Source organism: Hydrotalea sp., from assembly GCF_049968455.1.
Lineage (GTDB): Bacteria > Bacteroidota > Bacteroidia > Chitinophagales > Chitinophagaceae > Hydrotalea.
In genome coordinates, this window is record NZ_JBMFQT010000010.1 from 53,624 (window position 1) to 76,909 (window position 23,286).

The window sequence follows — 23,286 nt, forward strand, 5'->3', positions numbered from 1 at the left end:
GGTAGGTTACTTTTTTTGGCCAACTTCGAAACAATAAATATTATATGAGAATTTTATTGCATGAAAATAAATAAAGCGATAAGCCTTTGCATACTCTTTAGTACTTTTTTTGCAAATGCTAATGCCTATAACCTGAAAGGAATAGTGGTGGATGCTGCTACCAATAAACCATTAAGTGGAGTTTATATTTATATAAATCAATCGGAAAAGTTAGCAATTACTCAAACTGATGGCTCGTTTGAATTAAAAAATGTAACTGCACCCGAAGCCGATATTATTGCCACACAAAAAGGTTTTGAAACATTGCAGTATCATGTACAGTATCAAAAAATTCCTGCATTGCTCAAATTTGAAATGCAACCCATTGAAAACAAATGTTGGTTAAATTGGATAGGAAATAATACAGAAAAGGGAAAAGAATGGTTTCAGCTATTTCAAAACTTTTATATGGGTCATTCTGCTAATGCCGCGCAATGTGAAATGTTGAATGCTGATGTTTTACATTTTAATTGGGATGATTCAACACAAATTCTGAATGTTGTCACCGATGGGCCATTATTGGTTAGCAATGAGGCTTTAGGATATTTGCTCATTATGAATTTTGAAAGTTTTAAAATGAATAAGAACGGCGATTTGCTATATGATGTATCAATGGGTTTCAAACCGCTACATTCAGGCAATCCATCTATTTTGTATAAATGGAAAAATAATCGCATTCAAAACTTTGCAACCAGTCAGGTTTCGTTTTGGTATAGTTTATATGCAGATAGTTTAAAACAAAATGGATTTGCTGTTCAGTTTATTCAAAGAATATTTGAAGATGAGCCAGGTTATACAGCTGCCATTGCTAATAAAAAAAATACAACAGGCATTCAGTCGGTTAAAGCAGGTAATGCAATTGTAAAGAAAAAGTTTGTTGATTTATTACTTTCCGGCAAAGCAAACAGTTTGACTACTTACCTTAAAAAAATAAATGATTTTACCACATCTCTTACCGCACCACAAGTTATTTTACAAGTAAAATACAGAAGAGTGGATGCCTGGGGACTTAATGAACAAACCAATGGATTTAACCCATTTTTGGGAAATCAGGCTGAAAGTTATTCATACATTATCTTTTCAAACAATCCGGTTTATATTACTAAGAATGGATATGCATTTCCCGGTAATGATTTTTGGGTTACCGGCGATTGGAATTGGATGGGTTTATCAACCGCCATGCCTTATGATGCCGGGTTATAAAACTTCAGGAAGCATTTAATATTGTTTGTAAAGCAGCTATTTCATTGGCATCTGCAATAATTTTTTCTTTTGCATCATGCATGGTCGTAACCCAATATTCACTATTTGCAGGAACCAATTTTTTTGCACTGCTATGCCATTCATTTGAGTGAATGGTTTGCAATAATGCATTTAAATTATTGCTTCGAATGCCACCACCGGGAACAATAATGATATCATTATTAGCGGCATCTATTAATTGCTGTATTAAATCTTTTCCCTCTAAAGCCGAAGGTTGTTGGCCACTGGTTAAAATGCGTTGGCAGCCACATGCAATAATTTGTTGCAAAGCCATCATTGGATTATTGCAACGGTCAAAAGCACGATGAAAGGTAACTTCCATTGGGTAAGCCCATTCTACAATTTGCTGCATTCTTTCTTTATCAATACTGCCATCCGCTTTTAAAACTCCGGCTACTATCCCATCAAAGCCCATTTGCTTGCACAGAAGTATATCTGCTTTCATGGCAGCAAATTCTTCTTGGTTATAAACAAAATCGCCTGCACGTGGACAAATCATTACAAACATGGGTAATGATAATTGGTTACGTACTGTTTTTAAATATCCGTAAGATGGCGTTGTTCCACCATTATCATAATTTTCACAAAGCTCAAGTCTATTTGCACCAGCTTTTGCAGCAATGAAAGCAGATTCAATAGAGAAAACAGCAATTTCTAATAGTTTCATGCGGGCAGTAGATATTTAGCATCTTCTAAAATATTTTTATCGTCGGCATAACAAATTGCATAATTAAAACCTTTTTGTAATCCGTATGCCCCATAAACACCTTGTTTATTCAGTGCAATAAACCCTATTTGTATATCTTTTGCTTTGGCACCTTTAATTTTTGCAATACGTTCAACAGCCATTTTGCAAGCCTGTTCAGGCGACCAACCTTGACGCATTAATTCAACAACTGTATGTGAACCGCTAGTGCGAATAATATCTTCACCCTGGCCGGTGGCTGCTGCAGCGCCAACTTCATTATCAACATACAACCCTGCACCAATTAAAGGCGAATCCCCAACCCGACCATGCATTTTAAATGCCTGACCACTTGTTGTACAGCTACCGCTTAAATTGCCTGCACTATCTAATGCCAGCATAGCAATTGTATCATGATTCCATTCTCCGTTAGCCAATTTTGACGGTACCAGAGTTGGTGTGTATGCATTGCCACCTTCTGTACGTTCAATATTAATGATGGGTTTATACTCACTTTTTTTAAGCCAGTTTTCGTAAGCTTTTTTTGCTTCCGGACTCAACTTTTCCGGTTCTAAAGCAAACCCTTCCGCAATGGCAAACTGCTGGGCACCTTCTCCAACCAATAACACATGCGGTGTTTTTTCCATTACACGACGTGCTACTGAAATAGGATGTTTTATTCTTTGCAAACAGGCAACTGCACCGCAATTATAATTTTCATCCATTATGGAGGCATCTAATGTAACATAGCCATCACGGTCCGGATTAGCACCTAACCCCACACAGCAGCTAATAGATGATTCTATAACCATTACACCTTTTTCAACCGCATCTAAAGCACGACCATTGTTTTTCAATATGAGCCACGCAGCTTTGTTGGCTGCAATACCGGCATCCCAAGTTGCAATAACAATGGGCTTTTTCACCGGTCCGTTTATTAGTGGGAAGTTCAATTTTGGTAGAGTAAATGCAGTTAATCCAAATGAACTAAGCGATAAAAAATTTCTTCGTTGCACGTTATAGTTTTTTTGTTACGTAAATATGCTACATAATTAAAGATAATTAATCAGCCAAAATACAGCATTTCAATTGCTAAATTCTTTCCAAATAAAGTAAATGTAGCCTGATACTGTGATGTACCTTTATGCAGTTGAGTTAAAATTATAGCATAATGAAAATAGTATTAATTGGAGCAGGATTTGCCGGATTGAAAATTGCACGTACCCTAAATAACCAAAAAAATATTGAAGTTTGGTTATTGGATAAATATAATTATCATCAGTTTCAACCGCTATTTTACCAGGTAGCTACTGCAGGGTTAGATGCCAGCAACATTTCATTCCCTTTACGAAAGGTGTTTCAAAACAGTAAAAATATTCATATACGAATGGCGAATGTACAGGGGGTAGATATTCATTTGAAAGAAGTACATACGGATATTGGTAATTTTCAATACGATAAACTGATTATTGCAACGGGAGCTGATACTAATTTTTTTGGTAATACTAAAATTCAGGAAGCTGCATTAGCAATGAAAAGTACAGCAGAAGCATTGCAGTTACGCCATCGTTTTTTACACAATTTAGAAGAAGCATTGCAGATTACCAGCAGAGAAGCACTAATGAAATTATTAACCATTGTAGTGGTTGGGGGCGGACCAACGGGGGTGGAGTTATGTGGTGCTTTAGCAGAAATGCGAAATATTATTTTACCCAAAGATTATCCGGAACTTGATTTTTCATTAATGAAAATTTATTTGGTTGAACATAACCAACATACATTGGCTTCTATGTCGGAAAAAAGCAAAATTCAATCTGAACAATATTTGAAACAATTGGGGGTAGAAGTTATAACAGGTGTTTCTGTTGATGATTATGATGGGGAAGTGGTTAAATTAAGTAACGGAAATACCATTGCATCTAATACTCTAATTTGGGCTGCAGGCATAAAAGGAAATGTGCCTAAAGGGCTCGATGAAAGTTTAGTAGTTAAAGGCAACAGACTAAAAGTAAATCGCTTTAATGAAGTGTTAGGTGTGCCGGATGTGTATGCTGTAGGTGATGTAGCCTACATGGAAACACCTATATATCCGCATGGACATCCTCAGGTTGCCAATGTGGCCATAACACAAGGGTTTCGTTTAGCAATGAATTTATTGCACCCCGGTAAAGCTATTCCTTATGAGTATTATGATAAGGGGAGTATGGCTACTGTAGGCAGAAATTTAGCGGTGGTTGATATTCCAAAGCCCAAAATGCATTTCGGTGGTTTTTTGGCTTGGCTGGTTTGGATGGGGCTTCATTTGTTTTTATTGGTTGGCGTAAAAAACAGAGTACAAGTATTCATCAACTGGATTTATAATTATTTTACCAAAGACCCTAATTTACGCTTAATTTTCAGGGAATTTTACAAACCTAAAAAGACTGTATTAACCAATGCCGACAATTGAACTGCCAATTCAAATTCAACAACTGTACCAACTTCCTGAAATAAAATCAATAGAAGTATTGTCCAGTGGCTTAATTAACTACACTTGTAAAATATCTACTGTAGAAGAAGAATATATTTTTCAAAAAATTAATACAAATGTTTTTCCTCAACCAGAAAAAATTGATGAAAATTTACGTTTATTATCACAGTTTTTTCATAATTATTTCCCGGAATATTTATTTGTTGGCCCAATAGCAACGGTGCAGCAAAAAACGATGATTGAAATTGAAGGAAATTATTACCGATTGTTTCCTTTTATTAAAGGCACACATACCAATTCGATATTACTTTCTTCTAATGAAGCTTATGAGGCTGCCAAACAATTTGGTCAATTCACTGCTTTGCTGGCAACATTCTCGGTTAATAAATGTAATGTTTCTATACCTTTTTTTCACCATCTGTCGTTTCGTTATTGGCAGTTTCAACAAGCATGGGAGAACGCAAATGCAGATACAAAAAAGGCAGCAGCACCTTTAATGCAAAAAGTGACCGATAATTACAAAATTGTAGAACAATTTAATGATTTCATTCATAAAAACAACTGTAAACAACGTGTAATGCACCACGATGCTAAAATATCGAACGTTTTGTTTAATGCAAGGAATGAAGGTGTTGCTGTTATTGATTTTGATACCACAATGCCGGGTTATTTTTTTAGCGATATGGGCGATATGATGCGTACGTATTTATGCCCCGTTAGTGAGGAAGAAACCAATTTTTCATTGATTGAGGTGAGAAAAGAATATTGGCAAGCTATATATGACGGCTATTTAGTGTATATGAATGATGTGTTAACGCCTTTTGAAAAAGACCATTTAATGTTTTCCGGACAAATTATTACCTATATGCAGGCCTTACGTTTCTTAACCGATTATTTGCAAAACAATCAATATTACGCTTGTACTTATTCCGAACAAAATTTAAATAGAGCATTTAATCAGTTTCATTTGTTAGAAAAAATGCAATTGCAAAGTTTTAATTTATAGTTCCAGCATCTCAATATATTATTTTATTTTCATAACATAGTTCACAACATTTTTTATCTTTGTAAAAAATTTGATATGCCTTCATTTGATATTGCCAGTAAAGTTGATCTTCAAACTTTAGATAATACCATTAATACCGTTAAAAAAGAAATTCAAGGCAGGTTTGATTTTAAAGATTCACCTGTAGTGATTGATTTAAATAAAAAGGATTTTACTTTAATGCTTGAAGTAGAAAGTGAAATGAAGATGAAGCAGGTGATTGATATTTTAATAAGCCGAGGTATGAAGCAGGGTATACCTGCTAATGCATTTGATTTTAATAAAGATGCTTACCCAAGTGGTAAAATAATGAAAAAGGAAGTAACCGTAAAAAATGGCTTAAAACAAGATGTTGCTAAAAAAATTGTGAAAGCCGTTAAAGACAGCGGTTTAAAAGTGCAACCTTCAATAATGGATACTATTGTAAGAGTGACAGCTAAAAAAATTGATGATTTACAGGCTGTAATTAAACTATGTAAAGAAACTGATTTTGGCGTTCCTTTACAATTTGAAAACATGAAATCGTAATATTTAAGCTAATTTTTGGATTTTAAAGGTATACCCATCTCAAATAAATGCCAAATGAGTGCTAAATGGAGTGTTTTTTTTGGTTAAAATGCATTGAACCCCTATTTTTGCACCCTCAAAAATTTAATAATCGTACGGCTGAACCGTACAACCTAAATCATTCAGTATGAAGAAAGGTATCCATCCCGAAAAATACCGCTTAGTGGTATTTAAAGATATGAGTAACGGGCACTCATTTTTAAGTCGTTCTACTGCCGATTCTAAGGAAACTGTTCAATGGGAAGATGGCAATGAATATCCTTTAATTAAATTAGAGATTTCTAATACTTCACATCCGTTTTATACCGGGAAGAATGTATTGGTTGATACTGCAGGGCGTATTGATAAGTTCAAAAAGCGCTATGCAAAGAAAAACTAATTTACACGTGAGAATAGAGCAAGAACCCGGTCTGTTAATGACTGGGTTTTTTGTTTTATTTTGTTGAAATTTATTTTTATCATAACCAACTATTTTTTACAATATCTGTTTTTAGTTATAGTTAAAACAGTTGCATAAATTTTTAAAAGGTATGAAATTAGATATACTAGCTTTTGGCGTTCACCCTGACGATGTAGAATTAGGTTGCTCCGGAACAATTATGGCAGCTATTGCCGAAGGAAAAAAAGTAGGAGTGGTAGATTTAACTCAAGGCGAATTGGGTACACGTGGTACTGCAGAAACACGTAAAAAAGAAGCTGCCGATGCTGCAAAAATTATGGGCATTAGTATTAGAGAGAACTTAACTATGGCTGACGGATTTTTTACAAATGATGAAACACACTTACGTAAAGTAATTACAGTTATTAGAAAATATCAGCCTGAAATTATTCTTTGTAATGCGCCTGAAGATAGGCATCCCGACCATGGCCGCAGTGCAAAATTGGTAGCTGATGCAGCTTTTTTATCAGGTTTAAGAAAAATTGAAACACAATTTGAAGGAAATAATCAAGAAAAATGGAGGCCTTCTTATGTTTTTCACTACATACAAGACCGATTTATCCAACCCTCCTTTGTTATTGATATTTCGGCATATATGTCTAAAAAAATTGAAGCAGTTTTGGCTTACAGCACACAATTCTATGTTTCCGAAGTACAATTAAATGAACCTCAAACTTATATTTCTTCTCCACAATTTTTAGAAACAGTTAAAGCTAGGGCTATGATGTTGGGTAAACGAATAGGAGTAGAATATGCCGAAGGATTCATTTCAGAAAAAGTATTAGGCATTCGTTCATTCGATGCTATTGTACAAAACGTAACCTAGTTTAATGAGCAGGCATGCTTACTAATGGTTGCCTTTGAATGATAAATGCAATTAACTCATCTAATGGTATGCCTGCCATATCACATGCTTCTAAAATTTCATCGCGAGATACATTGGCTGCAAACGATTTTTCTTTGAACCGTTTCTTCACACCCTTTACGTCCATGCCTTCATAACCATTAGGGCGCATTAATGAATAGGCATGTATTAAGCCTGATAATTCATCAAAGGCATATAACATTTTATCCATTTTAGTTTCTGGCTGCACTCCAAAATGTGCCGGACCATGTGATGCTATGGCATGAATGATTTCAGGATCAATATTCCGTTGTTCTAATTCTTCAATAATTTTTTTGCAATGCAATTCAGGCCACTGATCCCAATCTGCATCGTGTAACAAGCCTGCCATTTCCCATTTCCAACTTTCTTCTACAGATAAATTTTCTTTTTCTTCAGCCCAGCACTTCATTAAATGCGCTACCTGCAACATATGTAATTGCAATTTCGGGTTTAATACCCATTGCTGCAGTAATTCCATTGCGGCTGATTTGCTCATTACATTATTCTTATTAGCAATATTGCCAAATACACTTCTTCCTATTTTTAGTGACATAATTTTTTTGAATAAAGATACAGGTTTGAATTTTTATAAATTGCACTTTTGTTAATGAACAATGCTTACATTTAAACCTCACATTTATATTTTTTTAAAATGCCTGCCATTAAAACAGTTATTTCCGGAACAGGATGTTATATTCCTGAATTAATTAAGTTGAATAAAGACTTTTATATTAATCAGTTTTACGATGAAAACAGTAAGCCCATTGCGCTACCATCGAGCGAAATTGCAGAAAAATTTAAAAAAATTACCGGCATTGAGGCCAGACGTTATGCGCCGGGTAATATGAATAATGTTGATATGGCTATTGCTGCAGCAAACGCTGCAATTGAAGATGCCGGTTTTGACAAAGAATCCATAGATCAAATAATTTTAGCACACAATTTTGGTAATGTTATTCAGCATACCATTCAAACCGATACCATGCCTGCACTTGCATCGCGAGTAAAGCATGGTTTACAAATACGTAATCCCCTTTGTGTACCTTACGATATTGTATTTGGATGCCCTGGCTGGTTACAAGGTGTAATACAGGCTCATGCTTTTATACAAGCAGGTGTGGCAAAAAACTGTTTAGTAATAGGTACAGAAACCTTATCAAGGGTTATTGATGTATATGATAGGGATAGTATGATTTTTTCTGATGGTGCAGGAGCTTGTATTGTAAGTGCAAAAGAAACAGATGAAGAGGTGGGTATTTTATCCTACAGCGTATTATCGCATGCTTTAGAAGAATTAGATTATTTGTATATGGGTAAATCTTATTTTCCTGAAGCTGACCCTCGCATTCGATTTATAAAAATGAAAGGAAGAAAAGTTTACGAATATGCTATGCGTTATGTTCCCGAAGCCATGAAAGCTTGCTTAGATAAAAGCGGAATTCCTATTGATCAACTAAAAATGATTTTTTTACATCAGGCCAATGAAAAAATGGATGAAGGAATTGTGAAAAAAATGTATGAATTGTATGGTATTCATCAAGTTCCTGCTAACGTTTTACCTATGAGTATTCATACATTAGGCAATAGTTCTGTAGCCACTATTCCCACCTTACTCGATTGGGTAAGAAAAGGGTTAGTACCGGAACATCATTTGCAAAAAGGGGATATTATTTTATTTGCATCGGTAGGTGCCGGAATGAATATTAATGCAGTTACTTACAAACTGTAATGCTTTATGAAAAAATTCTTTATTTTATTTATGTTTTTTATAGGTTTATATGCCTGTTCGCGTAATCCTTACTATGCTAGTAATAAAAGTTATAAAAAGCAAGCTGCTGCTTGGGCAAAGCAAATAAAAGCGCTACCGGAAGTTCCTATTTCCGATAGCATACAACAACCACCTTATTTTGTGGGTACCACAAATTTTAATTTACGTAAACCCAATTACGTTATTATACACCATACAGCACAAAATGGTTGCCCTATTACGTTAAAAACTTTTACGCGTCCCGCCTCTCAAGTAAGTGCACACTATGTAATTTGTAAAGATGGCACAGTATATCACATGTTAAACGATTATTTAAGAGCTTGGCAGGCAGGGATTAGTAGTTGGGGTAACGATAAAGATGTTAATTCATCATCCATTGGAATTGAATTAGATAACAATGGGTTTGAGGCTTTCCCCGAAGCACAAATAAATAGCTTGCTTAGTTTATTGCACCGATTAAAACAAACATACCGAATACCCTCTGCCAATTTTATTGGACATGGCGATATTGCACCTACTCGGAAAAGCGATCCAAATTATCGTTTCCCCTGGCAATTGCTATCCAAACAGGGATTCGGTTATTGGTTTGATACTGCCGACGTAAATGATACTTTACCCTCATCATTTAATACACTGGCTGCTTTACGGATTATAGGATATGATATAAAAGATAGTTCCGCAGCAATTGTTGCATTTAAACGCCACTTTTTGCAGGATACAACTCCCGGAATGAATATGGCTGCCCGTTTAATTCTTTATAATTTGCAAAAGAAATATATGTAACACTTTCTTGTAAAAAATTTACATACAACAATTTGATGTTACTAACGCTTGTTAGCTTAAATTTGCTGGTATTAAATATTACAATTATGGATTTTAATTTGAGTGAAGAGCATTTAATGATTCAAAAAGCAGCCCGCGATTTAGCTAAAAATACCTGTTTGCCGGGAGTTATTGAAAGAGATGAACACCAAAAATTTCCAAAAGAACAAGTGGAGCAATTAGCAGATTTGGGTTTTATGGGTATGATGGTAAAACCTGAATATGGTGGCGCTGGAATGGATACCATAAGCTATGTATTAGCAATGGAAGAAATTAGTAAGGTGGATGCCAGTACTAGTGTTTGTATGAGTGTAAATAATAGCTTGGTTTGTTATGGATTGCAGGAATTTGGAACTGAAGAGCAAAAACACAAATATTTAACCCCATTGGCACAGGGCAAAAAAGATGGTCAACTATATATTGGTGCTTTTTTATTAAGTGAACCCGAAGCGGGAAGTGATGCCACCTCACAAAAAACAATTGCTGAAGACATGGGTGATTATTATTTATTAAATGGAACCAAGAATTGGATTACCAATGGCTCTAGCGCTAGTGTTTATTTGGTTATTGCACAAACCCATCCTGAAAAAGGTTCACATGGAATTAATGCGTTAATTGTAGAAAAAAATTGGCCGGGTGTAACCGTAGGCGCTAAAGAAAACAAATTAGGCATTAGAGGTAGTGATACCCATAGTATTTTATTTAACGATGTAAAAGTACCTAAGGCCAATAGAATTGGTGAAGATGGGTTTGGTTTTAAATTTGCCATGAAAACGCTAGCCGGCGGTAGAATTGGTATTGCCGCTCAAGCTTTAGGTATTGCTAGTGGTGCTTATGAATTAGCATTGGCTTATTCTAAACAACGTAAAGCATTTGGCCAAGAAATAGCCAAACATCAAGCTATACAATTTAAATTGGCCGATATGGCTACCCGTATTGATGCTGCTCGTTTGCTTTGCTTGAAAGCTGCTTGGGAAAAAGACCATGGTTTGAATTATGATTTAAGTAGTTCAATGGCTAAGGTATATGCTAGCGAAACGGCTATGTGGGTTACAGTTGAAGCTGTACAAATACATGGAGGATATGGTTTTGTGAAAGAATACCATGTTGAACGTTTAATGCGCGATGCTAAAATTACCCAAATTTATGAAGGTACTAGTGAAGTACAACGGATTGTAATAAGCCGGAATATTTTAAAATAGAACTGTTAAAGCCGGCAGTTGTTAGTGATCCCTTTCAGTAACTGTCATGCAATTAAAAAAATTAATACTTATTTTGTTTTTGTGCAGCCATTTTTCCTCTCGATTAATGGCTGCTTCTGTTGATACAATTTCTATTAATGCTTTATTACAAATTTTAACCCATCAACAAGCATTAACCCATCAAAATAATAAATTTACAAAAGGTACTTTTCCAACTTTTAGAACCTATCATTTTAATGCTGCTAAACCTGATGACAATATATTTTATACCGCACTCATTGTATTCACCTTAAGAGATCTCTATTCAAATTTTAATACAAGTGATAAAGTTTTAGTCGATTCAATTATTCAAAATGCATTGCCTGCATTTAAAAAATTTAAAAATACTTCTGGAAGAAATACCTATAATTTTTGGCCTACAAAACCAAGTATTGTATTCCCAAATGGCGGCTGGCTGAATTTAATGAATACTTCTATGGCACTACCAGATGATATGGATGATACAGTAATCAGCCTAATGGCCTTGAATACCGATAGCACTGATGCACAAAAAGTACACTTGCTAATGCAACAATATGTTAACTTACGAAATGGAAAGAAAAATCGTTCAGCACCAAAAATATTGCGCCATTATCCTACCTATTCAACTTGGTTTGGTGATAAAATGCCTGTTGATTTTGACATTTGTGTGTTGAGCAACGTCCTGTACTTTGTGTACAAAAATAACTTACCCGTTTCAAAAGCTGATTCAGTTGCAATTAATTTAATCAAAACTTGTATTCGTAGTAATTATTTACAATCTAAATCTGCAATGATTGCACCACATTACCAACGATTACCTGTTATACTATATCATTTGGCTCGTTTAATGTCACTACCAAATTTTCATGGGTTAGATAATGAACGAAAAGAGTTAATCAATATGACACATCAATTATTGAATCAGGCTTCAACGCATGATTTCGATAAAATAATTTTATCTACTGCTTTATTAAAATGGCATGATCATCCATTTCAAAATAATATTATTACAACTCAAAGCTTTTCTGATTTTGTTTTCAATAATGATTTTGTTTTTTTTAAAGCTACAATGGGTTCAATTTTGCCAAGCGTAATTAAGAGTTTATTTAATTTTTTAAACATTGGTGTATTTAATTACAATTCTCCAAGCTACAACATTGTATTATTACTCGAATACCTTGTTTTACAAAATCAGAATACAATTTCTTAACCTTAATTTTGTAACATGGCAATTGATATAAATAAATATCATTCAATTCAACAAGCATTACAACCAACACACACAAACTTGGTTGCCGTAAGTAAAACCAAACCGGTTGAGGATATATTGACTTTGTATCATCTGGGACAAAGAGATTTTGGAGAAAATTATGTGCAAGAATTAATTGAAAAGCAGCCTCAATTGCCAGCAGACATAAGGTGGCATTTTATTGGTCATTTGCAGAAAAATAAGGTGAAATATATTGCCCCATTTGTACATTTAATTCATAGTGTTGACAGTTTAACATTGTTGGCAGAAATTAATAAACATGCACAAAAAAATAATCGGAAAATAGATTGTTTGCTCGAGGTGTTTATTGCCAATGAAACTACCAAGTTTGGATTAAATGATGAAGAATTATTTGAAATTATGTCGGTTATTAATAATAATGCTGAATATCAATCCATACAAATTCGCGGTTTAATGGGTATGGCTAGTTTTACGGATGATACAACTCAGTTACAAAAAGAATTTCAATATTTACATCAACTGTACGAAACCTGCCAAATTCAATTTCCTTATTTCACTCAATTTAATATTCTATCTATGGGCATGAGTAGTGATTATCGTTTAGCCATTGCCAATGGTAGCAATATGGTACGTATCGGCAGTTTATTATTTGGAGCTCGTTCTTAAATAATTATTTTATAAAAAAACGGTTCAAAGAAAAAACTTTGAACCGTTTTTCATTTCTTATAAAGTTTTAATGGGGTGCATTTTGGCGTATTGAAATACTATTTGGCAAAATGCTTTTACACCAACAGTTAGCATGCTATCATCAATATAAAAATCAGGTGTATGATGTGGGGGTGCTTTGGCCGGATCCATTCCCTTGGGCATGCCGCCTAAAAAGAAAAAGAAAGCAGGGGCTTTATCGCCATAGAATGAAAAATCTTCCGCACCGGTGGTCCAATCCATCGTAGATACATTATCTTTTCCTGCAGCCAATTCTAAAGCAGGTAAAGTTTCTTTCACAAGATCAGGATTGTTGTAGGTAACTTCAGTTTTGGTATCAATGCTAACGGTAGCGGTAGCACCGGAAGCTTCTGCAATTTTTTCTGCAGTGCGCTTCATTCTTTCATGAACATCTTGTTGCATTTTACTATCTAAAGTTCTGATGGTTCCTTCCATAGTTAATGTTTCAGGAATAATATTACTGCGAACACCACTATTTATTTTTCCAACGGTAATTACAACAGGTGCTTTTGTTAATTCTTCTTGGCGACTAACAATAGTTTGAAAGCCTTGAATGATTTGTGCTGCAATTACAATAGGGTCAATACCGCTCCATGGTTGTGATCCATGTGATGATTTGCCATTTACTTTAACCGTAAACCAATCGCTAGAAGCCATGGTTGAACCGGATTTGTATTTTATTTTTCCAATTTCTGTTTGTGAATTGATGTGCAAACCAAAAATGGCATCTACTTTTGGATTGCTCATTACCCCTTCTTTTATCATTAAAGGTGCACCTCCTTCCTCGTTATCAGGAGTACCTTCTTCAGCAGGTTGGAAAATAAATTTAACGGTACCGGGTAATACATTCTTCATTTTCGATAATACAGTAGCTGTACCCATTAAAATGGCTATATGCGAGTCGTGCCCACAGGCATGCATCACCCCAACTTTTTTACCTTCATATTCACCTGTAACTTTACTGGCAAAAGGTAATTGTACGCGTTCAAGTACAGGAAGTGCATCAATATCGGCCCTTATAGCAACAACGGGCCCGGGTTTACTACCTTTTAGTATAGCTACAACACCTGTTTTAGCCACCGGATATTGTACTTCTAAGCCTAATTTTTTTAAATATGAAGCTATATATGCTCCGGTATTGTACTCACGATTTGATAATTCGGGAAATTGATGAAAATGTCTTCGCCATGCTATCACGGAATCGTTTACAGCATTGCTGTAAGTGTTAATAATGTTGGTTTCATTTTGTGCCAATACCAATGATGGTAATAGCAGCAACAAAAAAAAGTTAGTCCATCTCATAGTTTGTAGTTTTGGTTTATTAGTAGAAAAAATAATCATTTACTTCCTTGTAAATAAATAGGGATCATATTCAACAAAATCGCTGGCTTTAATGGAAATACCTGTTACTGTATTGTTTTTTGTTAAAAATGATGTGGTAAAAATACCAAATGCCGGATTTGAATATGTTAACAGCCATTCATCATTGTCTAAATATTGTAAGTATGCTGTTAAATTGTTGTGGCTATTGAATTGTATGTGTAAGGTGCCTTGTGAATTGGGTTGGGCAGTTATGGTAATAGTACCATATAATTTATTTTCAAAAGTACCCGTGTACATCTTTAAAGGTAACGGTGGAGCATTGCCTTTAAATCTTTTTTTCCATCCTTCAATTTTTTTAATTTCATATTGTTGCTCATCCATAAAACCGGGTAAAGCAATATTGCTTAGGTTTTCATAGGGAACATTTAAATAAGCATTTAATATTTGATAGCGTAATAATTCAAAAAATTCCTGGTTATCCTGATTGGTTAATATGGTAATACCTAAATTTAATTCAGGTACAAAGCAAGTATTGGTAACAAAGCCAAATGCGCCTCCGGTATGCCAAAACACTTGCTTACCATGGTAATCAGTTTCAAAAATGCCCAGACCATAACCACTAAAATGCGATTCACCTCTTTTGCTACTTGAAATAATAGTAGCCATTTCTCTTGTAGTACGCAATACTTCCCAAGGTACAATTTGTTTGCTCTGGTATCTACCACTATCTAATTGCATAATAAGCCATTTTGCTAAATCTGCAACACAACTTACTAAACTTCCTGCAGGTGCTAAATTATCTACCTGATCGTATGGAATTGCAGTTAATTTCCCAGTAAATGCTGTAGTGTATGGAGTAGCAGCGTTGGGCATTCTGTCCATACTATAACCTAATGTGTGGGTATGTGTCATTCCTAAAGGTTGAATAAGACTATCATACACATATACTTCCCAAGGTTTTCCGGTAACTTTTGGAATAATTTCTCCTGCAGTTAAAAAGCAACTATTACAATACCCATAATCTTGTCTAAATGTGCCGCTCGGTTTTAGATAGCGCATTTTGTACATAATTTGTTGGCGAGAATTTTTACTATCCCAAAATGAAAAATCACCTTGAAAAGTTTTAGTACCCAAATGATGCGATAGCATATCGCGAATAGTAACCATTTTTGTTACGGCAGTGTCATACAATTGAAAATCGGGGAAATATTTAATGATTTTATCGTTTAATGAAAGTTTATGGTCGTATGCTAATTGTGATAATGAGGTTGCAGTAAATAATTTTGAGTTACTGGCAATCATGAACAAAGTGTTTTCATTTACAGGTTCATTGGTAGTAGTATTTGCTACTCCATAACCCTTCATAACCACTGTTTTCCCATCTTTAATAATAGCTATGGATAATCCCGGAATATTCCAGTTATGCATTCCGTTTTGAATATAATTGTTTAAGCTATCTTTTATGAATGTAGGTTGTGCTTGAATAATCGATAAACTAAAAACTAATAAACATCCTGATAAAATCAATTTCAATTTCTGCATAAATCATTTTTATTGCTGAAAGTTACTGCAATGTGGGAATAATGCAGTGATTGAAAAACAAATAAATTTTTCTTAAAGGCGTACTATTTTAAAAACTGATTGGAGTTACAGTATAGCCTGCCTTTCGTAATAAATTGATAAGTCCTTCTGTTCCTCCTAAATGTCCTGCACCAACAGCAACAAAACAAGCGGTGTTTTTCATTCTATTGATTAATATTTGTAGCCAGTTTTTATTACGTTGTATAACTAAATCATTTTCATATTGCAATAAATTGTCTTCACTTTTTAAGCTTTTTTGCAGGCTATCAATATTCATTCGTTTGTACATTTCAACCATTTTTTTTAATTCGTTTTGTGATTGATTGAAATGTAATAAAGTTGTTTGAAGCATTTTTGCTTGTTGCTCATAAGGAATTTTATCTAATATTTTAAATTGATAATCGGCTGTTTCTAAACCGGCCATGGGTTTTTTAAATTTTTCAGCCATGTTTTGAAGCATGGTTTCTAATGAAACTGGATTGCAACCCATTAAAGAGGGATATAAAAACGATGTAACTAAAATGGGTTTATAATATTGGAAGAAATTCAAGTTCATTTTGGTTTTTTCAAAAAATATATTATTCATTGAGTCATAGGTAGGAGGTGGAATAAATTGCTGCAATGATTGATGGTTTTGCATGGTCATTTGTTGCAGCATATTATTAAATAGAGAAGGATCGTTGAGTTTAATTTCAAAATAAACGGTATCCACTTGCTGTAGAATGGAATTAATGGTATCCGGTATTTGAAATTGATTAGGGCATAATAAATGAAATGTGCCAAAAATGTAGGAATTGTTTTTTATTTGATTGCTAGAAACACGCCATAATAAAGAAGATGTCTGAGCTTCACTAAAATTGAAGCTGATAAGTATCAAGGATACAATAAAATTAAGTTTATACAATAATCGCATGGTTCAAAAATTTTCATTATAACAAAAAAGCCGCTTCATGAAGATAAGAAGCGGCTTTTACATTTTAATTATTTAATGAGAATCATTATTGGTTTTCATTTTTTGAAGATTCATCATTATTTGTTGCTCGATGTTTTTGATCTACATTACGATAAGCCCAGCCAAATATGAGTGGGAATACCCATAACGAGAAAATCATGGCACATAAAATACCTCCAATAACTACTCGTGCTAATGGCCTTGAACTTTCTGAACCAATACCATGCGAAATGGCTGCAGGCAACAAACCTATAGCAGCCATTAACGCCGTCATCATTACGGGACGAATACGTGAGTTTACGCCCAACTTAATTGAAGTATATAATGTATTAGACGCACCCTTAATATTTTCAAGATTATGTTTGAATACAGTTATAAGTAGTACGCCATCTTGAATACAAATACCAAATAATGCTATAAATCCAATTCCGGCAGAAATGCTAAAGTTAGTACCTGTTATAAATAGTGCAGCTATACCACCCACTATGGCAAAGGGTACATTTAAGAATACAAGTGCTGCATCTTTTAAGTTTCCAAACATGGTGAACAGCAATAAGAAAATTAAAGCCAAGCTAATGGGGACTACTTGAGCTAAACGATTTTCTGCCCTTCTCTGATTTTCAAAATCACCTTGCCATGCCATTGTATAACCACGTTTTAAGTGAACAACGGCATCCACTTTGCGTTGTGCTTCTGCAATGGTGCTACCCATATCTCTACCACGAATTGAAAATTTTAATGCAGAATAGCGTTGATTATCATCACGGAAAATCAAACACGGACCCGTTTTTTGAGTAATGGTAGCAATTTCTTTAATTGGCACTTTAGAACCACTTTGTGTGGGGACCAACAAATTGCCAATATCTTCAGGGGTTTTTCTGAAATTTTCGGGCATACGAATTCTTATATCAAAAGTTTTAATGCCTTCATATAAAGTAGAAGCAGCTACACCTCCAATGGCCATAGCCACAACTGCATTTGCATCGGCAGTAGCTACACCATACATAGCCATTTTGTCCTGATTTAAATTCACATCTAATTCAGGTTGCCCAATATTATGAATAACCCCTAAATCGGTAATTCCGCGTACATTTTTTAAAATATTATATACATCTTGTATTTTTTCTTCCATATAATTCAATGAATCGCCATATACCTTAACACTAATGGAGCCTTTTACACCTGAAACAGCTTCTTCCACATTGTCCATAATAGGTTGTGAAAAGTTTAGATCAACACCCGGAATATTTTCCAGTGCTTTATTCATTTTATCTATTAATTCTTCTTTGCTAATGCGTGGTTTCCATGAGTCTTCAGGGTAAAGCATTACCGAAAATTCATTATTATAAAATCCAGCCACGTCGGTACCATCATCCGGGCGTCCTGTTTGTGACACAGCATATTTTACTTGTGGAAAGCCCATTAAAATTTTTCTAACCTGTGTAGAAATTTCAACAGATTTGTTTAATGATATACTATAAGGTGTTTGAACCCTTAACCAAATGGAGCCTTCATCTAATTCAGGCAAGAATTCTGACCCCAAATATTTAAAAGAATAAAGCCCGGCAGCCATAATTATTAAAGCAATGGGCACCACCCATTTTCTTCTTTTATAAGCACCCGCAAAACCTTTTATCATAAAGCCCGTTAAAGCCGCTACAAAAGGGTTGTGTTTTTCATGTACATTCTTTTTCAAAAGAATGCTAATTAAAACTGGTACTAAAGTTAAAGTGGTAATTAATGCACCTAGTAAAGCAAAGCCAAGGGTATAAGCCAATGGTGAGAACATTTTCCCTTCAACTTTTTGGAATGCAAAAATGGGTAATAAACCTGTTATAATAATTACCTTGGCAAAGAATATAGCTTTTCCTAATTGAGCGCCGTTTTTTCTTATTAATCCCAACTTGGCAATTTTATTAAATCGCTCCATACCCATGTCTCGTGCTTTGTGATCGAGCACAACAAACATTCCTTCCACCATCACCACCGCACCATCTATAATAATACCAAAGTCTACGGCTCCTAATGATAATAAGTTAGCGCTCATCCCCATTAAGCGAAGGCAAATAAATGCAAATAAAAGAGCCATGGGAATGATAATAGAAACAATTAGTGTAGTGCGCCAATTAAACATGAAAAGCGAAACCAGGAGGGTCACTAATAAAATACCTTCTACTAAATTATGTAAAACGGTGTGGGTAGCGTAATTGATTAAATCAGTTCTATCGTAATACGGAATTATTTGAGTGTCTGCCGGCAAAATGTAGCTATTCAGCTTGTCAATTTTGCTTTTAATAGCATTTAATACCTTAGTTGGATTTTCCCCTTTACGCATTAATACAATAGCCTCAACTACATCGGGTTCATCAGTAACAACACGTTGCCCATCTTTATTAATTAATCCGTTGGAACGTGCTACCCAACCAAGTCTTGGTAAATTTGAAATTTCAACATTGGCTACATCTTTCACTAATACAGGAACCCCATTAATGTTTTGAACAATAATATTTTTAATTTCATTAATGTCGTTCAATAAACCAATACCCCTAACAACAAATGCTTGGTTGTTTTGAATAATTACATCACCTCCAATATTGATGTTGGTTTTTTGAACTGCCGTAAATACATCAAGTGGAGTAATGCCAAGGTTGGTTAACTTTTCTGGATTTACTTGTATTTCGTAGGTTTTGGTTTTACCCCCAAAACTTACAATATCACCAACACCGGGAACGGAGCGCAATTGACGATCTATTACCCAGTCTTGCATGGTTTTTAGTTCTCGTACATCTCGTACATTACTTTTTAAAGTGTAGCGATAAATTTCGCCAGTAGGCCCAGTAGGGGGCTGAACACTGGGGGTTACTCCATTTGGTAGATTAGCATTGCCCAACAGGTTCATTACTTGTTGGCGAGCCTGTGGGTCTTTTACATTATCTTCAAAAATTAACTTCACATAGGAAAGGCCAAAGATGGTGGAGGAACGAAGACTAACTTTATCTTGAACCGGGTTCATAGCCAATTCAATGGGAATGGTTACAAACTTTTCTACTTCCTCAGCACTTCTTCCAGGCCATTGAGTTATAATACTTATTTCTGTATTGGTTACATCGGGAAAGGCTTCAATGGGCATGTTTTTAAAGGTAATTATGCCCACAATAATCATTGCCACCGATGCAAGTATTATAAAAAATTTATTTTTAAGCGAAAAACCGATAACGCTTTTTAATACTTTTATCATTGCTATGGTTTGTAATATTTTAAACTAATTGTTTAGTGTATCGTAAATTAAAATGGCTTGCGATGCAATAATTTGATCGCCAACATTAATGCCTGAAGCAATATAAGTTTTGTCGCCAATGGTATTAATTACCTCTACCGGTGTTATAACAGCTTTGCCATTGCCTTCATATTTTAAAACATAATAGCGGCTGTTATCGAAAACCAAAGCTTTAGATGAAATACAAATTGATTGCTTATTTTCTTTATTAGTAACCAAAATGCTGGCAAACATTTGCGGTTTTAATGCATAATCATTATTAGGCAGTACTACTTTTACTTTCATTACCTTATTGGTAGGATCTAACACATTCATCATTTTATCTATTCTTCCTTTAAATATTCGGTTAGGATATGAAATGGTTGTAACATCAACCGGATCGCCTAAATGGATTTTACTAATATTGGATTCGTATACATTAGCATAAATCCATACATCTTTTAAGTCGGAAATGGTGAATAAATTATTACCATTATCGGTTCGGATGGCCGTATTGTTAGTAATGTTTTTCTGTACAATAAAGCCACTAATTGGAGCTTTTATAATGTAATTACCCTGGGTGTTGTTGCTATTAATTTTTAAAATACGCTCTATCATTTCTAATTGTGCAACAGCCTGTTGGTAATTGGCTTCTGCATTATTTACATCGAGTGATGATGCAAGGCCACTTTTAAATAAATCACGTTGTGCATCTAAGTTCTTTTTAGCTACCGCTAAGTTAGTTTGAGCATTGACTAAGCTATTACTGTAACCGGCCATTTCACTACTTTTAATGACAGCTAATTCCTGACCTTTTTGAACATAATCTCCCAATTGTACTTTTATATCTTCTACATTTCCACTAACTAACGGATATATATTGACTTGTTTGTCCTGATTAAAATCAACCATGCCTGTTAATGTTATGGCATCAACTAATGGGCAGGTTTGTACTGTATCAATTTTTAGTGTTTTTAATAATGAATCGGGAATAACATATTGTTGTCTTTCCTCTTTTTTTTCAGCAGGTTCGTTGCAAGCCGTTAAGCTAAAAAAACTTACAATAATTAAAAATGCTGCTGAAATCCATTTTTTAAGCATAATATTTTTCATAATTTACTTGATTCAGGGTTTAAAAAAGTGATGTACCGGTAAAATAATTTAGATCTTCAAAAGCACTTATGCGATTAAATTTTATAGCATTTATTTGCAAAGTGTTTTGTTTATACGCATCATAAAAATCCAAGAAATCTAATAGACTTATGTTTCTTTTTTTGTAATTGTTTAAAACTTCATCCTTTAATCTGTCAAAATCTTTTCCAAATGAGGGGTCGATTTTCTGATATAGGGCAGTATTGTCATAAGCCTTCTGTAATGCTCGGTATATTTGTTCTTCAATAGTAGCCTCAGTACTTTTTTGTGTGGTAGTATTATAATCAATCATTGATTTTGCAGACTTGATATTTCCCTGATTACGATTAAAAATGGGTACATCAATACCAAAACCAATGCTATTAAAGTTGTTGATGTAGTTACCTTGTTGGTCATAACCTAGTTGTAAGGTTAAGTCTGGAACTGCTAAGGCTTTTTGTAAATCATAGTTTTGCTTACTCATATCGGTGTAGGCCCTGGCAATTTTTAAATCAGTACGCGCTTGATAAGCAGAATCAACTAATGTGGCTAAAGGATATTTATTTGGAATAATTTTAGCCAATTCCGCTTCATTAATTTCTGGTAGAATAAAATTATCTTTTAGTTGCAAAACCAATCGCAGTTCACTTTCAGTATCATTAATTTGATTGATTAGGTCGTTATACTCGCTTTGTAAACTATAAAGCTGTGCCTTAATACGAACTACTTCTTTTTCAGCAATGTAGCCTTTTGATTGTTGCTCTTCGAAAGCAGTAACTACTTGTTGTAATGCATTAATTTCTTGTTGATATACTTTCGATGATTGCGTAAGATAATAAATGTTATAAAAATCGATTCGTAAGGTATAACGTAAGGTGCGCATTAAATCGTAAAACTGGTATTCAGCTAATTTAGCATTAGTTTCTGCCAGCTTAATTTGTTTATTACGTTTGCCAGCTAGTATTATCATTTGTGAAAGTGTAGCTTGCAATTCACCTTCAGAACCAAAGGGTAATATTTTTTTTGATACTGGCTGCACCATCATTTGAGAAATATTGATGTTTGGATTGGGGTACAGCTTTGCTTGTATTATTAATGCTTTTTGTGCATCTACATTATAGTGCTGTGCTAGTAATAACAAATTATTTCTAAGAAAAATATTTTCTGCACTATCAATGGTTAAATGAATGGTATCACTAACGGGTGGTCGCCATTGAGCTATTGCTACTCCAAAACTGAATATTGAAATAGCCAATAAAACTCCTTGTTTAAGTTTTAGCATAAAAAAATGAGATATTCAATGAATAAATTATATCGGTTAAAATACAACGCAAATCGAATATTTTAACCAAAAATCCTAATAAAAATCCAAAAATTAAGATTAGCCAACCTTGGGAGGTGGAGGGATAATTTCTTTAGTAACTGTTAAAGAATAATACTCGTTTCTGTTATTGTAGGGTGTCTCTTGAATGATATAGTGCTCTGCTACAAGTTTAAAAGGAACTTGCTGACATATTTTTACATCGAAATGTTTAATGTTTTGCGATTCTTTGGCATTGTGTTTACAGTATTCAGGGAATGCATCTTTATTGCCCAAAATAATTTCATCAAAGTATTCTACAACTGAGTTTAAATAATTAAAATCGCTAATGGTATTTCTGTGTTTATTTGGATGGAAATCAATACTATCCATGCTGAAATTTAAAACCTGTAAAGCAACTAATAGTAAAAGAAGTTTTGTTGCAAAATTTTTAATTCCATTTTTCATTAATCCTATCACAAGTTCAAAAGTAAAATATATATGACCAGGGTATTGGAATAATTTGAAATTCATGCTATTTTAACTTAGTGATAACAAAAATAAAAAACTGTTGCAAAT

At 34.3% G+C, this 23,286-nt stretch carries 21 protein-coding genes; 11 read left to right on the forward strand and 10 right to left on the reverse strand.

Translation table 11 applies throughout. The annotated features are described in order from the left end of the window. Positions 1-60 precede the first annotated feature (60 nt). Positions 61-1,242, forward strand: coding sequence for a carboxypeptidase-like regulatory domain-containing protein (locus ACP5P5_RS08645; protein ID WP_428285706.1), 1,182 nt, complete (start codon positions 61-63; stop codon positions 1,240-1,242). 4 nt (positions 1,243-1,246) lie between these two features. Here the strand turns inward: ACP5P5_RS08645 and ACP5P5_RS08650 are convergent, their stop codons facing one another. Together ACP5P5_RS08650 and ACP5P5_RS08655 are read right to left on the reverse strand one after the other, a co-directional pair. Next, a complete protein-coding gene (locus ACP5P5_RS08650) occupies positions 1,247-1,969 on the reverse strand; it encodes a copper homeostasis protein CutC (protein WP_428285707.1) in 723 nt (240 codons plus the stop codon). Beyond that, positions 1,966-3,003, reverse strand: coding sequence for a N(4)-(beta-N-acetylglucosaminyl)-L-asparaginase (locus ACP5P5_RS08655; RefSeq protein WP_428285708.1), 1,038 nt, complete (start codon positions 3,001-3,003; stop codon positions 1,966-1,968). The genes ACP5P5_RS08650 and ACP5P5_RS08655 overlap by 4 nt, the downstream gene beginning before the upstream one ends. 155 nt (positions 3,004-3,158) lie before the next feature. Between ACP5P5_RS08655 and ACP5P5_RS08660 the strand changes: the two genes are divergently transcribed. The 5 genes from ACP5P5_RS08660 to bshB1 all read left to right on the forward strand — a co-directional run bounded on the left by ACP5P5_RS08660 (position 3,159) and on the right by bshB1 (position 7,334). After that, complete coding sequence (locus ACP5P5_RS08660; protein WP_428285709.1) at positions 3,159-4,436, forward strand: NAD(P)/FAD-dependent oxidoreductase; 1,278 nt, start codon at positions 3,159-3,161, stop codon at positions 4,434-4,436. Continuing rightward, positions 4,423-5,463, forward strand: coding sequence for a phosphotransferase enzyme family protein (locus ACP5P5_RS08665; RefSeq protein WP_428285710.1), 1,041 nt, complete (start codon positions 4,423-4,425; stop codon positions 5,461-5,463). The genes ACP5P5_RS08660 and ACP5P5_RS08665 overlap by 14 nt, the downstream gene beginning before the upstream one ends. A 75-nt stretch (positions 5,464-5,538) precedes the next feature. Next, on the forward strand, positions 5,539-6,030 hold the full coding sequence (locus tag ACP5P5_RS08670) for a YajQ family cyclic di-GMP-binding protein (RefSeq protein WP_428285711.1): 492 nt from the start codon (positions 5,539-5,541) through the stop codon (positions 6,028-6,030). A 166-nt stretch (positions 6,031-6,196) separates the two neighbouring features. Then, positions 6,197-6,448, forward strand: a complete 252-nt coding sequence (locus tag ACP5P5_RS08675) for a type B 50S ribosomal protein L31 (RefSeq protein ID WP_428285712.1) — start codon at positions 6,197-6,199, stop codon at positions 6,446-6,448. A gap of 151 nt (positions 6,449-6,599) precedes the next feature. Continuing rightward, a complete protein-coding gene (gene bshB1 / locus ACP5P5_RS08680; RefSeq protein ID WP_428285713.1) occupies positions 6,600-7,334 on the forward strand; it encodes a bacillithiol biosynthesis deacetylase BshB1 in 735 nt (244 codons plus the stop codon). Position 7,335: 1 nt separating this feature from the next. Here bshB1 and ACP5P5_RS08685 read toward each other — a convergent pair whose 3' ends face one another. Next, on the reverse strand, positions 7,336-7,947 hold the full coding sequence (locus ACP5P5_RS08685; RefSeq protein WP_428285714.1) for an HD domain-containing protein: 612 nt from the start codon (positions 7,945-7,947) through the stop codon (positions 7,336-7,338). A gap of 99 nt (positions 7,948-8,046) precedes the next feature. Here ACP5P5_RS08685 and ACP5P5_RS08690 point away from each other — a divergent pair, with 99 nt between their 5' ends. The 5 genes from ACP5P5_RS08690 to ACP5P5_RS08710 all read left to right on the forward strand — a co-directional run bounded on the left by ACP5P5_RS08690 (position 8,047) and on the right by ACP5P5_RS08710 (position 13,104). Continuing rightward, complete coding sequence (locus tag ACP5P5_RS08690) at positions 8,047-9,123, forward strand: 3-oxoacyl-ACP synthase III family protein (RefSeq protein WP_428285715.1); 1,077 nt, start codon at positions 8,047-8,049, stop codon at positions 9,121-9,123. A 6-nt stretch (positions 9,124-9,129) separates the two neighbouring features. Continuing rightward, entirely contained in the window at positions 9,130-9,945 is an 816-nt protein-coding gene (locus ACP5P5_RS08695) for an N-acetylmuramoyl-L-alanine amidase (RefSeq protein WP_428285716.1), read from the forward strand. Positions 9,946-10,031: 86 nt separating this feature from the next. Beyond that, a complete protein-coding gene (locus tag ACP5P5_RS08700; protein WP_428285717.1) occupies positions 10,032-11,186 on the forward strand; it encodes an acyl-CoA dehydrogenase family protein in 1,155 nt (384 codons plus the stop codon). Between the two features lie 46 nt (positions 11,187-11,232). Beyond that, a complete protein-coding gene (locus ACP5P5_RS08705) occupies positions 11,233-12,417 on the forward strand; it encodes a hypothetical protein (RefSeq protein WP_428285718.1) in 1,185 nt (394 codons plus the stop codon). A 15-nt stretch (positions 12,418-12,432) separates the two neighbouring features. Continuing rightward, the gene (locus tag ACP5P5_RS08710; protein WP_428285719.1) at positions 12,433-13,104 is read left to right on the forward strand and encodes a YggS family pyridoxal phosphate-dependent enzyme; all 672 of its coding nucleotides are present in this window, start codon (positions 12,433-12,435) and stop codon (positions 13,102-13,104) included. 57 nt (positions 13,105-13,161) lie between these two features. Here ACP5P5_RS08710 and ACP5P5_RS08715 read toward each other — a convergent pair whose 3' ends face one another. The 7 genes from ACP5P5_RS08715 to ACP5P5_RS08745 all read right to left on the reverse strand — a co-directional run bounded on the left by ACP5P5_RS08715 (position 13,162) and on the right by ACP5P5_RS08745 (position 23,241). Beyond that, positions 13,162-14,466, reverse strand: coding sequence for an amidohydrolase (locus ACP5P5_RS08715; protein ID WP_428285720.1), 1,305 nt, complete (start codon positions 14,464-14,466; stop codon positions 13,162-13,164). 39 nt (positions 14,467-14,505) lie between these two features. Then, positions 14,506-16,029 carry a serine hydrolase gene (locus ACP5P5_RS08720; RefSeq protein ID WP_428285721.1) on the reverse strand — a complete coding sequence of 508 codons (1,524 nt, stop codon included), beginning with the start codon at positions 16,027-16,029 and terminating at the stop codon, positions 14,506-14,508. An 88-nt stretch (positions 16,030-16,117) separates the two neighbouring features. Beyond that, positions 16,118-16,981, reverse strand: a complete 864-nt coding sequence (locus tag ACP5P5_RS08725) for a TraB/GumN family protein (RefSeq protein WP_428285722.1) — start codon at positions 16,979-16,981, stop codon at positions 16,118-16,120. Between the two features lie 85 nt (positions 16,982-17,066). Next, positions 17,067-20,258 carry an efflux RND transporter permease subunit gene (locus tag ACP5P5_RS08730; RefSeq protein ID WP_428285723.1) on the reverse strand — a complete coding sequence of 1,064 codons (3,192 nt, stop codon included), beginning with the start codon at positions 20,256-20,258 and terminating at the stop codon, positions 17,067-17,069. Between the two features lie 24 nt (positions 20,259-20,282). Next, a complete protein-coding gene (locus ACP5P5_RS08735; RefSeq protein WP_428285724.1) occupies positions 20,283-21,389 on the reverse strand; it encodes an efflux RND transporter periplasmic adaptor subunit in 1,107 nt (368 codons plus the stop codon). A gap of 19 nt (positions 21,390-21,408) precedes the next feature. Continuing rightward, entirely contained in the window at positions 21,409-22,689 is a 1,281-nt protein-coding gene (locus tag ACP5P5_RS08740) for a TolC family protein (protein ID WP_428285725.1), read from the reverse strand. Positions 22,690-22,788: 99 nt separating this feature from the next. After that, positions 22,789-23,241 (reverse strand): hypothetical protein, encoded by a 453-nt coding sequence (locus ACP5P5_RS08745; RefSeq protein ID WP_428285726.1) that lies wholly within the window; start codon positions 23,239-23,241, stop codon positions 22,789-22,791. Positions 23,242-23,286 lie beyond the last annotated feature (45 nt).